The organism is Modestobacter sp. KNN46-3 (assembly GCF_011039295.1).
Window position 1 is genome coordinate 14,795 of sequence record NZ_JAAKGN010000058.1, and the last position, 13,032, is coordinate 27,826.

Sequence of the window (13,032 nt, forward strand, 5' to 3'; positions counted from 1 at the left end):
GTGTCGGCCCCACCGGTTCCCGGTGAACACCGTGTGGCGGGACGGGCGCTGGGGCCACGTGCCCGGCGACTACCGTCTGGGGGTCACTCGCCGACACCCCAGCCGGATGGAGCCCTCGTGCCCAGCGACACCGCCCCCGCCCGTACCGCCGACCCCGCTCGCCTGGAGAAGGTGGTCAACCTCTGCAAGCGTCGGGGGTTCGTCTTCCCGTCCGGTGAGATCTACGGCGGCACCCGCTCGGCCTGGGACTACGGGCCGTTGGGCGTGGAGCTGAAGGAGAACATCAAGAAGCAGTGGTGGCGCACCGTCGTCCAGAGCCGGGACGACGTCGTGGGCCTGGACTCCTCGGTGATCCTGCCCCGCCAGACCTGGGTCGCCTCCGGTCACGTCGGCGTCTTCACCGACCCGCTGACCGAGTGCCAGAACTGCCACAAGCGGTTCCGCGCCGACCACCTCGAGGAGGAGTTCGAGGAGAAGAAGGGGCGGCTGCCGGAGAACGGCCTGGCCGACATCTCCTGCCCGAACTGCGGCGTGAAGGGCTCCTGGACCGAGCCGCGCGACTTCAACATGATGCTGAAGACCCACCTCGGCCCGGTCGAGGACGAGTCGGGGCTGCACTACCTGCGCCCGGAGACCGCCCAGGGCATCTTCGTGAACTTCGCCAACGTCATGGGCGCCGCGCGCAAGAAGCCGCCCTTCGGCATCGGCCAGATCGGCAAGTCCTTCCGCAACGAGATCACCCCGGGCAACTTCATCTTCCGCACCCGGGAGTTCGAGCAGATGGAGATGGAGTTCTTCGTCGAGCCCGGCAGCGACGAGGAGTGGCACCAGTACTGGATCGACGCCCGCACCGCCTGGTACACCGACCTGGGCATCTCCGCGGACAACCTGCGGCACTACGAGCACCCGAAGGAGAAGCTGAGCCACTACTCGACGCGCACCGTCGACATCGAGTACCGGTTCGGGTTCACCGGCTCGGAGTGGGGCGAGCTCGAGGGCATCGCCAACCGCACCGACTTCGACCTGAAGACCCACTCGGAGCACTCCGGCACCGACCTGTCCTACTTCGACCAGGCCTCCGGTGCGCGCTGGACGCCGTACGTCATCGAGCCGGCGGCCGGGCTCACCCGCTCGCTGATGGCCTTCCTGGTCGAGGCGTACACCGAGGACGAGGCGCCCAACGCCAAGGGCGGCGTCGACACCCGCACGGTGCTCAAGCTCGACCCGCGGCTGGCGCCGGTGAAGGCCGCCGTCCTGCCGCTGTCCCGCAACGCCGACCTCTCGCCCAAGGCCCGCGACCTGGCGGCGACGCTGCGGCGCAACTGGAACGTCGACTTCGACGACGCCGGCGCGATCGGCCGCCGCTACCGCCGGCAGGACGAGATCGGCACCCCGTTCTGCCTCACGGTCGACTTCGACACCCTCGAGGACGACGCGGTGACCATCCGGGAGCGCGACTCGATGGCCCAGGAGCGCATCGGCCTGGACGCCGTCCCCGGCTACCTCGCCGCCCGCCTCCCCGGCTGCTGACGCCGCGCGCATCCGGTCGAGACCGGGCCGGTGGCTGTCTCCTCCGCGAGGAGGCAGCCACCGGCCCGATCTCGGAGACCCGGCCGTGAGCCCGGGCACACAGCCGAGCCACCTACCCTGGACGTCGTGAACAGCACCCTCGAGCGCGCGCCGGCGCTGCAGCTGGGGTCGCTGACGGTCGACCCGGCGGTGGTGCTGGCGCCGATGGCCGGGATCACCAACCCGGCCTTCCGCACGCTGTGCCGGGAGTTCGGGGCAGGCCTCTACGTCTGCGAGATGATCACCACGCGGGCGCTGGTCGAGCGCAACGCCAAGACACTGAAGATGGTGCAGGCCGCCCCCGGGGAGGCCGACGCGTTCAGCGTGCAGCTGTACGGCGTCGACCCGGCCACCGTCGGGCGGGCGGTGGAGATGCTCGTCGACGAGCAGGTCGCCGGCACCCGCCCGGCGCACATCGACCTCAACTTCGGCTGCCCGGTGCCCAAGGTGACCCGCAAGGGCGGCGGTTCGGCGCTGCCGTGGCGCCGCCGGCTGTTCGGCAACATCGTGCGGGCGGCGGTGCAGGCCGCCGGCGACGTCCCGGTGACGGTCAAGACGCGGGTGGGCATCGACGCCGAGCACGTCACCTACCTGGACGCCGGCCGGATCGCGCAGGACGAGGGTGCCGCGGCGATCACCCTGCACGGGCGCACCGCCGACCAGCTCTACAGCGGCACCGCCGACTGGTCGCACATCGCCCGGCTGGTGGAGGAGGTCTCCATCCCGGTGCTCGGCAACGGCGACCTGTGGGAGGCCGACGACGCGCTGCGGATGGTGGCCGAGACGGGCTGCGCCGGCGTCGTGGTGGGCCGGGGCTGCCTGGGCCGGCCGTGGCTGTTCGGCGACCTGGCAGCTGCGTTCGCCGGTTCGCCGCACCGCACGCTGCCCACCTTCCGACAGGTGGCCGAGGTCATGCACCGGCACGCCACCCTGCTCGCCGCCGACCAGGGCGAGGTGCACGGCTGCAGCGACTTCCGCAAGCACGTCGCCTGGTACCTCAAGGGCTTCTCGGTCCCCTCCGACGTGCGGCGCGCACTGGCCATGGTCTCCGGGCTCGACGAGCTGGCCGGTCTGCTCGACGGCATCCCCGACCAGCCCTACCCCGAGGGCGTGCTCGGTGCGCCGCGCGGGCGCACCACCCCGCCGCGGCCGGTCGCCCTCCCCGAGGGCTGGCTCGCCGACCGGGACGACCCCCGGCCCCCGGCCGGCGCCGAGCTGCTGGTCGGCGGCGGATGAGCACCACGACAGGAGCACAGCGGTGACCCAGGGGCCCTTCCTCTACGACGACGACCCGGCACCGCTGCACACGGGTACCCCCAAGAACCACAACAAGCTGCTGGTGGGCATCTTCGGCGGCACGGTGCTGCTCGCGGTGGCCATGGTCGCGCTGATGCCGTTCTTCAAGGGGTCCGGGGAGGACCAGGCTCGCCAGGTGGCCGGGGTGTTCGCCGCCGCGCTGAGCCAGGGCGACCTGGAGACGTCCCACGGCCTCCTGTGCGACGCGGAGCGCGCCCGGGTGGCCCCCGCCGACCTGGCCGCCGAGTACCTCCAGCCGGGCACGCCGCAGGTGACCGGGGCACGCAGCAGCGAGGTCGACGGCGTGCCGGTGCAGCTGGTCGACGTCCGCTGGGACGACGACGGTGCGGTCACCACCACGACGCTGACGGTCGTGCCCGAGGGCGGGACGAAGGTCTGCGGCACCAGCACCGCGGGATGAGCCCGGCAGCGGTCGGCACACCGTCCCCAGGGGTGTCACCGGCGTCGGCCGGCCGTGGTACCCATGACGGGTGGCAGCGGTGGCGGGGCGACTGGGCGTCCGGGTGCTCGGGGCGGCGGTGACGGCGGCCCTGCTGCTGGCCGCGTCCACGGCCACGGCCATCTGGTGGATCGCCCGGCAGGACGCCCGCCCCGCCTCCGACGCGATCGTGGTGCTCGGCTCGGCGCAGTACAACGGCGTCCCGTCCTCGATTTTCGAGGCCCGGCTGGAGCACGCGCGGGAGCTGTACGAGGAAGGGGTGGCCCCGGTGGTCGTGACGGTGGGCGGCAAGGCGACCGGCGACACGTTCACCGAGGCCGAGGCGGGCCGCGACTACCTGGCGCAGAACGGCGTGCCGGCCGACGCGCTGCTGGTCGTGCCCGAGGGCGTCGACACCCTGGAGAGCGTGCGCGCGGTGGCCGCCGAGTTCGCCGATCGCGACTGGAACAGCGCCGTCCTGGTCAGCGACCCGTGGCACGCGATGCGCGCCGAGCGGATGGCCGAGGACGCCGGGCTGGACGCCGCGAGCTCACCCACCCGGCAGGGGCCGGCCGTGCAGACCAGGACCACGCAGCTGCGGTACATCCTGCGGGAGACCGCCGCCTACCTGCTCTACCGCGCGACCGGCGAGAGCGTCGCCGGAGCGCCCGGGATCGGCTGAGGAGCACCGTGCTGGAGCTGGGCAAGAGCGGGTCGCACGGCACCGAGCCGGCGCTCTCCGACGTGACCGCGGCGGCGAGCTGATGGTCGGGCGGGGGCGTATCCGCGCCGCGGACATCGCGCTGGTCCGTGAGCGGACCAAGATCGACGACATCATCGGCGAGCACCTGCAGCTCAAGCGCGCCGGCGGCGGCAGTCTCAAGGGCCTCTGCCCGTTCCACGACGAGAAGTCGCCGTCCTTCCAGGTCACGCCCTCGCGAGGCCTGTACCACTGCCTGGCCGGCGAGACGGGCGTGCTCACCGAGGACGGCACCGTCCCCATCCGCGAGCTGGCGGGCAAGACGGTGCGCGTGCTGAACGGCGACGGCGGCTGGGTGGAGGCGCCCTTCCGCAGCTACGGCGTGCAGCGTCTGATGCGTCTCACCCTGAGCCGTAACGGGCGCACCAAGGTCGTGCACGCCACCGACGAGCACCGCTGGTTCGTCCCGTCCGGAGCCCTCCGGCAGCAGCGCCGCGAGAAGCTCACCAAGGACCTGCGACCCGGCGACCGGCTGTCGCACTCATTCCCGGTCAGCCGGGTGCTCAACCCGGCGACCCGGCCCTCACCGTTCGGCATCGCACGGGGGCTCGTCTACGGCGACGGCACCCGCGATGGCCGAGGTTCGATCGCCGTCCTCTACGGCGAGAAGGACGCTCAGCTCGCCCACCTCTTCGACGGGTGCCGCTCGTGGTCGGACGAGCGGGGGACACGCTTCTACGGACTGCCTGCCCACTTCAAGGACGAGCGCCCGTCCCTGGACGATGACACCTCTTACCTGCTCGGCTGGCTGGCCGGCTACTTCGCCGCCGATGGATGTGTCGCCGAGGACGGCGACGCCATCCTCAACTCCGCCGACATCGAGGACCTGGAGTACGTGCGGCGGCTCTGCACGCGGCTGGGCATCGGCACGTTCGGCATCGCGAAGCAGAACCGGGTGGGTATCGACGGCGTCCCGAGCGACATCTTCAACCTGCGGTTCATGACCAAGGGGCTGCCCGAGTCCTTCTTCCTCATCGCTCAGCACCGTGAACGACACCTGGCGAGGGACAAGAAGTACGAGCGCAAGAACTGGGTGGTCCAGTCGGTCGAGTGGAGCGACCGGATCGAAGAGGTCTTCTGCGCCGAGGTGCCAGGCACGCACGCCTTCACGCTCGAGGACAACCTGCTCACCGGCAACTGCTTCGGGTGTGGGGTCGGTGGCGACGTCATCCGGTTCGTGCAGGAGATCGACCACCTCTCCTTCGCCGAGGCGGTGGAGCTGCTCGCCGGCCGGGCCGGGGTGCAGCTGCAGTACGAGGACGACGGCGGCCGGGCCACTGCCGGCCCGGACCGCGCGCACGCCGGCCAGCGGGCCCGGCTGGTGGCGGCCAACACCGCCGCCGCGGAGTTCTACGCGAGCCAGCTGATGACGCCGGAGGCCGCACCGGCCCGGTCGTTCCTCGCCGACCGCGGCTTCGACCGGCAGGTGGCCCTGGACTTCAACTGCGGCTACGCCCCCGGTGGCTGGGACACCCTGACCCGGCACCTGCGCGGCCTCGGCTACACCCAGAGCGAGCTGGTCACCGGCGGGCTGGCCAAGGAGTCCTCCCGCGGCACGCTGATCGACCGGTTCCACCGCCGGCTGCTCTGGCCGATCCGCGACCTGACCGGCGACGTCATCGGCTTCGGTGCCCGCAAGCTGATGGACGACGACCCCGGCCCCAAGTACCTGAACACCCCGGAGACCCCGCTCTACAAGAAGAGCTCGGTGCTCTACGGCGTGGAGCGGGCCAAGCGCGACATCGCCCGCAACCACCAGGCCGTCGTCGTCGAGGGCTACACCGACGTGATGGCCTGCCACGTCGCCGGGGTGACCACGGCGGTGGCCTCCTGTGGCACCGCGTTCGGGCCCGAGCACATCAACGTGCTGCGCCGGCTGCTGATGGACCAGGACGAGTTCCGCGGGGAGGTCGTCTACACCTTCGACGGCGACGCGGCCGGCCAGGCGGCGGCGATGAAGTCGTTCAAGGAGGACCAGCGCTTCGTCGCGCAGACCTTCGTCGCCGTCGAGCAGGAGGGTCGCGACCCGTGCGAGCTGCGCCAGGCGCACGGGGACGCCGCCGTCCGTGACCTGATCGGCCGGCGCACGCCACTGATCGAGTTCGTGCTGCGAACGCATCTGGCCGAGTACGACCTGGACACCGTCGAGGGCCGGGTGGCTGCCCTGGACAAGACGGCGCCGCTGCTCGCCCAGATCAAGGACCACGCGCTGCGCCCGGCGTACGCCCGCCGGCTGGCCGGCTTGCTCGGCCTGCCCGACGAGACCGAGGTCGTGGCCCGGGTGCGCCAGCTGGCCGGGGAGAACGGCGGCGAGCGCCCGAGGTCCCGCCCGCGCACGCCGCAGCGGACGCCGGACGACGCCGCGATCGAGGTGGAGCGCGAGGCGGTGAAGGCCGCGCTGCAGTGCCCGGAGATCGCCGGGCCGCAGTTCGACGCGGTGGAGCCGAGCTCCTACACGCACCCGGACTACGCGGCGGTCGCTGCGGCGGTGTCGGCCGCCGGGGGAGCGGCGGGGGCGACGACGACCGGAGCGGCGTGGCTGGAGGAGGTGACGGCGCACTGCGACCGGGACACCGCGAAGGCGATGCTGACCGCGCTGGCCGTCGAGCCGCTGCACGCGGTGGGGGAGAACGACCCGACCTACGTGAACGCGCTGATGGCCCGGCTGCACGAGATGGCCACCGTCCGGGAGATCGCCGCGCTCAAGGGCAAGCTGCAGCGCACCAACCCGATCGAGGCGCAGGACGAGTACATGCGGGCCTTCAAGAAGCTGATGGACCTCGAGCAGCTGGCCATCTCGCTGCGCAAGCGCGCGTCCGGCGGGCTGACCCCGTGAGCCTGATCGAGCGCGTGCGCGGGAGGTTCGCCCGCCCGCCGGAGCCGGTGCGCGCGGCGCTCGACGTGGAGGCTGAGGAGCGGGCGCTGGCGTGGGGAGAGCGGGTCGACGGGGGCTGGACCGTGGCCACCTCGCGCGGCCTGCGCGTCGTCCCGGCCGACTCGGGCGAGACCTCGACCCTGCTGGCGTGGCATGAGATCGGCACCGCACGGTGGAGCGCAGCCGGCGCGGGAGGCACGTTCATGGTGACGCCGCTGGTCGAGGTGGAACCGGGGGTGCAGGCCCGCCAGGCGCCGCAGCGGCACGTGCTGCGCGAGGCCGGCGGGCTGCCCGGCGTGCTGCGCACCCGGGTCGACCGCACCGTGGTGACCAGCCAGCGGCACCCGCTGCCCACGGGGGGAGGGGTGCTGCTGGTGGCCCGCCGGGTGCCCGGTCAGGCGGCGCGGGAGTGGACCGTGGTCTTCGACGACGACGCCGACCGGGACGACCCGGTGGCCCGCCAGGTCGCCCGCGACCGCCTGGCCGCGGCGGTGGACGCCGACGACCCGAGCCGCTGACCCGAGGTCAGTTGCTGCCGGTCTCGTTGCCCAGCCGGTTCCTCACCGAGTCGACGGCGGCATCGGCGCGTGCCTGGGCGACTCCGGCGGCGGTCTGCAGGCGCGGGTCGTCCTTGGCGTGGTTGTAGACGCGGCGGATCTGCTCGTAGCGCTCACGGCCGGCCTTGGCACCGAGGACGTAACCGGCACCGAAGCCGGCGAGGAAGGACAGCTTGGCCACGGGGGACCTCCTGGGTTGGGGCGGAAGTGATCACGCTACCGGCCCAGCGGTGTTCCGACCCGTCGAGCTCAGGAGGTCGGGTTCAGCTCGCGCGGGCGGTCCGCGGCGTAGGCGATCCGGTCGCGCCCGGCCCGCTTGGCCTCGTACAGCGCCCGGTCGGCGGCGCTGAGCAGGGAGAGGACCGCGTCGACCGGGCTGTGGCCAGGCGGCGGCTCCGAGGTGACCACCCCGATGCTGACGGTGACCGGAGGTAGGTCGGGCACCGACAGATCGCGCACGGCGGTGAGAAGGCGTTCCGCGGCCCGCGCGACCTCGTCCGGGCCGGGGAAGTGGGCGACCCAGCCCAGCTCCTCCCCGCCGAGGCGCACGAGCAGGTCGTCGGCGCGGGCGCCCCGGGTCATCGCGCCGGCGACCTCGGTCAGCACCCGGTCGCCGACGGCGTGCCCATGGGTGTCGTTCACCGTCTTGAAGTGGTCGAGGTCCAGCACCATCACGGTCACCCGTTCACCGGCTGCTGCGGCGGCGGCCAGGATGGAGCCGGCGCGGGCCTCGATGCCGCGGCGGTTGGACAGCCCGGTCAGCGGGTCGGTCACGGCCAGGGTGCGGGCCAGATCGCGGGCGGCCTGCATGCGGCGCACCAGGATGGTGACGACGGTGATGGGGGCCAGCACCATGACGGCCATCGTCAGCGCGGAGTAGACCCGCAGCAGCGGCGGGGTGGGCAGCGTCAGGCTGATCGCGACCACGCCTGTCACCGCGACGGCCGTGGTGACGACCACCGCCCAGCTCCGGAGCAGCATCGCGGCGGCCACGGGCACCACCACCAGCGCCGCAGCACACAGCCAGCGGATGGTGAGCTCCTCCTGGCAGAGACCCTCGATGATCATGATCGTGCTGGCCGCGCCGATGATGACGGCGCCGTCCCGGGGCCCCAGCCGACGACGGATCGCCACGTAGCCGGCCATGCACCCCCAGATCGAAGCGCCCAGAGCGGCGAGCCGAGCATCGGCGTGCGCGCCGACCGACCGCTGGAAGCCGCTGACCACGAACAGCGGGATGCTGCCGGTCAGGCAGATGGCGAGGAGCGTGACGGCGCGCCACTCGATGTGGCGGCCTACGCCCGCCACCGCCCGCTCACCCAGCTCCCTCATGCACACAGCGTCGGCAGCGGTCACGCCCGGCTTGATCGCCCTCACCCGGTCGGGTGGCGGGGACGCGACCCGCCGGGAGCCACCCCCGGCCCGGGACCGACCCGGGCGTGAGGTAATCTCTGTGGGCGCGCGGGCACCACCCGCCGATCCCCCGTAGCTCAATTGGCAGAGCATGCGACTGTTAATCGCAGGGTTATAGGTTCAAGTCCTATCGGGGGAGCAAGTCAAGGCCCTGACCAGCCAATCCGCCGGTCAGGGCCTTCTCTCTTCCCACGGTGCGGGCACCCTGACACCCTTTAGGCACTCAGTATCGAGGGCCGGAGGTGCCCGTGGGACGTCCACCGCTGCCGCTGGGCACCAGCGGCACGATCTTGTTCGCCACCATGCCCAACGGCCGGGTCAAGGCCCGGGTGAAGTTCCGCGACTTCGACGGTGAGGTGCGGCTGGTCTCTAAGACCGCCGCCTCCCGGGCCGCCGCCGAGCGGGCGCTGAAGATCGAGCTGACCGGCCGCCGCGCGCCCGGCGGGACCGGCGCGCTGACCGCCGGTACCCGGGTGTCGGCGCTGGCCGACGCCTGGCTGGCCGCCGACCACGGCTGGTCCACCGGTACCGAACGCACCTACCGCTCGACCGTGCGCGCTCAGGTCATCCCGGCCTTCGGCCGGCTGTGCCTGCGGGAGGTGACGCCCGGCACCGTCAGCCGGGCGCTGGCCACGATCGCCTCGACGAGTGGCCCCGGCGCGGGCCAAGACCGCCCGGGCGTGCCTGTCGGGGATGTTCGCCATGGCCATCGCGGACGGCGCCGTGATGGCCAACCCGGTCCGCGACGCGGCCACCCGGCTGAACACCAGCGCGAAGAAGGCGCCGCGGGCGCTGACGGTGGAGGACACCAAGCGGCTGGTCGAGCTCTTCCACGTCAGCCCGCGCGCCACCGAGCTCGACCTCGCCGACCTGGTCGACTGGATGCTGGCCACCGGCGCCCGGATCGGCGAGGTGCTGGCCCTGCGCATCGGACAGACCGCCGGCCGGCCGTTGCTGGACCTGGACGCCGGCACCTGGGAGGTCAACGGCACCGCTGTGCGGATTCCCAAGCGGGGGATGGGCGTCCAGCCGCGGACCAAGACGGCCGCCGGCTGGCGGATCATCGCCGTCCCGGCCTTCGCCGTCGACATGGTGCGCCGTCGGCTCGAGTCGCCCCACCGGCCGGACACCGAGCTGGTGTTCCCGACTCCCGTGACCGGCACTCTGCGCGACCCGACGAACGTCTCCACCGACATGCGCCAGCTGCTGGACTCCTTCGAGTGCGACGTCTGCAACGGCACCGGCTTCCAGCCGGCGACAAACCGGACCGCGGCCGGCCGCCCGGTCCGCTGCGCCGAAGGACCCTGGTCGTGGGTCACCTCGCACACCTTCCGCAAGACCGTCGCCACTCGGCTGGACGAGGCTGGCTTCACCCCACGCCAGGTCGCCGACCAACTCGGCCACGCCAACCCGTCGATGACTCTGGACGTCTACTTCGGCCGCCAGGTGGTCAGCGCCGAAGCCGCTCGGGTGTTGGGGCGGTGACGCAGGCGCTGGACCGTGATTCGTCGCTCTTCGGCCAGTAGAGGCTGGTTCAGCGCGACGGCGACCTTGGTCCGCCACCACGATCGCGCTCCGTCTCCTTTTGAGGACCCGGCGACTGACGCGGACGCCGGCCGGCCCCCGGCTCGTCACTCGCAAGCGTCGTTAGCGCATGCCATCATCGCCTGTCGAGTTGCCAGTATCGGAGGGTGGATATGGATAGCGGGGATCCGGCCGGTCTACGGCTTGAGATGCTAAAGGCTCACTTGGAGCGCAGTGATACGTCTATCCGCGCCTATGACGACCACCTATATAAGATCAAGGGGTTCGCAGTTACAGCTTGCAGTGCTGCAACGCTGTTCGCCCTGCAACAAAAACAAGCAGCCATGTTTATCGTCGCCGCCTTGGCGGCGGTTGGTTTTTGGATACTCGATGCGAATACCAAGACCATCCAGCGCAAGTTCATCGATAGATCGGAGTCGATCGAGAAATTCTTCCGGGACGCGGATCTAGATCACTCGGCTGCGGACGAGGCCTTAAGGCAGATGCGACAGCTGCTTACGATCCCCGAAGCCTTCGCGGCATCCGGAGGAGGTTCCAGATTCGCTGCACTCGCCAAGGAAATGAGAAGGCCTGGGACATACTACCTATATGTCTCGATCGTCGTCCTAGTTGCCGGTATCGCAACAGTGATTGAGCTGGCGAAGTAGCTATGGCCACAGTGCCCTGGGGACCGGTTAGGTCGGCAGACCATAGCCCGCTGGGACCCTCATGAATATGGACCTCTTAGTGTCGCAACTGCCCGGCTTGGTCGTCGGCATCATCAGCGGTCTTATAAGCGGTCTCGTAAGCGGGCTGTGGGTGGCCAAAGTCCTTGAGCGGCGGGAACAGCAACGCCAGGTGCGCAAGGTAGCTGCCGACATCACCCTCAACTGGGAGCCCGTGCCCGGCCAGCAGGGAGGCTACGTGCTTGGCGGAGGGCGGTTCGTCGTCGCCAACCGTAGTGACTGGCCCGTGCGGAGGGTCATCGTCACCGCGCCGCCGCCCATCACCATGCTGGCCGTTCCGCACCTCGGCCCGGGCAGCGAGAGGAGCCAAGTCATCCCACCTGCGTCGCTGCGAGCAGCGGAGGTGGACGACATGCAGATCGCGGTACAGCTCGAGGACGTCCGGGGGAAAACGTGGCGGTGGGTTCCGCGCACGGGGGACCTCTCGCCGATCCCTGAACCGATTCCGCTGCAAAGCCGGGCGGTCCAGGGGCTCGACAAGCGGTCGCGTCTGTTTCACCGACTTCTGTCGAAGCTGCCGCCGCGGGTCCGCAACTGGCTTTGGGGCTACGACCCGGCCGGCTAGCCGCGGCCTTGGTGGCGACCGCAATTGCGTCGCAGGCTCGCCACACCGCTGCGGCCGACACCGAGCTGGTTCCCCCCGACGTTGTCGGTCCGTTGCACTAAGGCGCCCCGGTCCTCGACCACCTCGCGCTACCTGCCGCAAGACCGTTGCCACCCGGCTGGATAAGCCGGCCTCACTCCGCGCCGATCACCAACCAGCTCGGCCACCCGAACCCAGCACACCGTGTGAACTTCCGTGTCCGCGACCTGGCTCCCTCTCCGCGCAACTGCGCGCAGAGGGAGCCGAAGTGGCCGAGAAAACCCCGCGACATGGCTGGCGTCGGTCCCAGCGTCCGTGTCGGCGGCCCTGAGGGAAATCGGTTAAGCTGTGACAGCCCAGCTGACGTGTCTTTCGCAGGCACTGAAGTGTTGGGGGAAAGTTCGATCGGCTCAACGGGAGTCGTGTAACGCTGCCGCGACCTTGGTCTCCCACCACCGGTCGCACTCCGCCTCCTCGTAGAGGACCCGGCGACCGACCTTGATCCCCATAGGCCCGATGCCGATGTGGCGCCAGTACCTGACAGTTGCCGGGCTGGTGCGAAAGCGTGCGGCGACTTCTTCAGTGGTCAGCAGACGAGCAGTCATGACACGTCCTCGGACGACGACGGGTGGAGCTGGTCGTCCTCAAGAGGCGCTGAGGCCGTTCGATTGCTGCCAGCGGCGTTGGGGTGACATAGCCGTGCACGTTCGCGGGGCCATGTCACCTCAACCGTCACCCCCGCGAACGCGGCCATTCCCGCCGGCTGACGTTCACGTCGGGTCCAAGTCCGAGGCTTCAGCGCTGCGCGGCTGCGAGGACGTCCTGCGCGGCGCCGGCGATGGCGAGCAGGTGCCGGTCGTAGACGGCGCCGCTGTCCAGCTGCTGGGCGAGCGTGCGCAGCAGTTCGACCGAGGGGAGCTGGCGGGGCAGGTGCGGCGGAGGCTGCTCAGTCGGCACGGCGACCACTCGCTCGACGATCTCGACTGCGGATCGGCCGGAGGCCGCAGCCCGCTTCTGTTCCCAAGCCCGCTTCCGACAGGTCGCTGAGCACCACTTAGGGATCGGACCGCTCGCCCGCGGGGTGATCGGTCCGTTGCACCAGCCGCAGTCGGTCGTGGCTGCCCGCCGCGCGCTGCCGGGACCGGGACTTGACCCCTGATCGTGGACACGCTGAATCCGGGCCCGGCCTGGAGGAAGCGAGAAGATCAGACGGTGGCGAGGAAGACGTACTCCGAGGAGTTCCGCCGGGATGCAGTGGAGCTGTACCGGT

At 71.1% G+C, this 13,032-nt stretch carries 13 protein-coding genes and 1 tRNA gene; 10 read left to right on the forward strand and 4 right to left on the reverse strand.

All coding sequences use genetic code 11. From position 1 onward, the window contains the following. Window positions 1-117 precede the first annotated feature (117 nt). The 6 genes from G5C62_RS13765 to G5C62_RS13790 all read left to right on the forward strand — a co-directional run bounded on the left by G5C62_RS13765 (window position 118) and on the right by G5C62_RS13790 (window position 7,457). Window positions 118-1,530, forward strand: coding sequence for a glycine--tRNA ligase (locus tag G5C62_RS13765; RefSeq protein ID WP_036333691.1), 1,413 nt, complete (start codon window positions 118-120; stop codon window positions 1,528-1,530). A 126-nt stretch (window positions 1,531-1,656) separates the two neighbouring features. Then, a complete protein-coding gene (gene dusB, locus G5C62_RS13770) occupies window positions 1,657-2,805 on the forward strand; it encodes a tRNA dihydrouridine synthase DusB (RefSeq protein ID WP_164701429.1) in 1,149 nt (382 codons plus the stop codon). Window positions 2,806-2,827: 22 nt separating this feature from the next. Beyond that, window positions 2,828-3,286: a hypothetical protein gene (locus G5C62_RS13775; protein ID WP_164701430.1), complete on the forward strand. Its 459-nt coding sequence runs from the start codon at window positions 2,828-2,830 to the stop codon at window positions 3,284-3,286. Between the two features lie 70 nt (window positions 3,287-3,356). Continuing rightward, window positions 3,357-3,986 carry a YdcF family protein gene (locus G5C62_RS13780; protein ID WP_206330630.1) on the forward strand — a complete coding sequence of 210 codons (630 nt, stop codon included), beginning with the start codon at window positions 3,357-3,359 and terminating at the stop codon, window positions 3,984-3,986. Window positions 3,987-4,068: 82 nt separating this feature from the next. Next, window positions 4,069-6,900 (forward strand): DNA primase, encoded by a 2,832-nt coding sequence (dnaG, locus tag G5C62_RS13785; RefSeq protein ID WP_164701431.1) that lies wholly within the window; start codon window positions 4,069-4,071, stop codon window positions 6,898-6,900. Further along, entirely contained in the window at window positions 6,897-7,457 is a 561-nt protein-coding gene (locus G5C62_RS13790) for a hypothetical protein (RefSeq protein ID WP_164701432.1), read from the forward strand. Before dnaG ends, G5C62_RS13790 begins: the two co-directional genes overlap by 4 nt. Window positions 7,458-7,464: 7 nt before the next feature. On the opposite strand, the gene G5C62_RS13795 is transcribed toward G5C62_RS13790, so the two are convergent. Both G5C62_RS13795 and G5C62_RS13800 read right to left on the reverse strand, forming a co-directional pair. After that, window positions 7,465-7,677 carry a hypothetical protein gene (locus G5C62_RS13795; RefSeq protein ID WP_164701433.1) on the reverse strand — a complete coding sequence of 71 codons (213 nt, stop codon included), beginning with the start codon at window positions 7,675-7,677 and terminating at the stop codon, window positions 7,465-7,467. A gap of 68 nt (window positions 7,678-7,745) precedes the next feature. After that, a complete protein-coding gene (locus G5C62_RS13800) occupies window positions 7,746-8,828 on the reverse strand; it encodes a diguanylate cyclase (RefSeq protein ID WP_164701434.1) in 1,083 nt (360 codons plus the stop codon). Window positions 8,829-8,975: 147 nt separating this feature from the next. On the opposite strand from G5C62_RS13800, the gene G5C62_RS13805 reads away from it, so the two are divergent. Further along, a tRNA-Asn gene (locus G5C62_RS13805) sits at window positions 8,976-9,048 on the forward strand. An 84-nt stretch (window positions 9,049-9,132) separates the two neighbouring features. Here the strand turns inward: G5C62_RS13805 and G5C62_RS13810 are convergent. Then, window positions 9,133-9,432, reverse strand: a complete 300-nt coding sequence (locus tag G5C62_RS13810) for a hypothetical protein (protein WP_164701435.1) — start codon at window positions 9,430-9,432, stop codon at window positions 9,133-9,135. Window positions 9,433-9,557: 125 nt separating this feature from the next. On the opposite strand from G5C62_RS13810, the gene G5C62_RS13815 reads away from it, so the two are divergent. From G5C62_RS13815 to G5C62_RS13825, 3 genes are all read left to right on the forward strand, one after another. Then, window positions 9,558-10,394, forward strand: a complete 837-nt coding sequence (locus G5C62_RS13815) for a tyrosine recombinase XerC (protein WP_164701436.1) — start codon at window positions 9,558-9,560, stop codon at window positions 10,392-10,394. A gap of 206 nt (window positions 10,395-10,600) precedes the next feature. Beyond that, complete coding sequence (locus G5C62_RS13820; RefSeq protein ID WP_164701437.1) at window positions 10,601-11,101, forward strand: hypothetical protein; 501 nt, start codon at window positions 10,601-10,603, stop codon at window positions 11,099-11,101. Between the two features lie 67 nt (window positions 11,102-11,168). Beyond that, entirely contained in the window at window positions 11,169-11,744 is a 576-nt protein-coding gene (locus G5C62_RS13825) for a hypothetical protein (RefSeq protein ID WP_164701438.1), read from the forward strand. An 813-nt stretch (window positions 11,745-12,557) separates the two neighbouring features. On the opposite strand, the gene G5C62_RS13835 is transcribed toward G5C62_RS13825, so the two are convergent. Beyond that, window positions 12,558-12,719: a hypothetical protein gene (locus G5C62_RS13835; protein ID WP_164701440.1), complete on the reverse strand. Its 162-nt coding sequence runs from the start codon at window positions 12,717-12,719 to the stop codon at window positions 12,558-12,560. Between the last annotated feature and the right edge of the window lie 313 nt (window positions 12,720-13,032).

Coding starts and splice junctions, on each gene's coding strand:
- G5C62_RS13825 (WP_164701438.1), top strand. CDS start 11,169: ATGGACCTCTTAGTGTCGCAACTGCCCGGCTTGGTCGTCGGCATCATC.
- G5C62_RS13800 (WP_164701434.1), bottom strand. CDS start 8,828: ATGAGGGAGCTGGGTGAGCGGGCGGTGGCGGGCGTAGGCCGCCACATC.
- dnaG (WP_164701431.1), top strand. CDS start 4,069: ATGGTCGGGCGGGGGCGTATCCGCGCCGCGGACATCGCGCTGGTCCGT.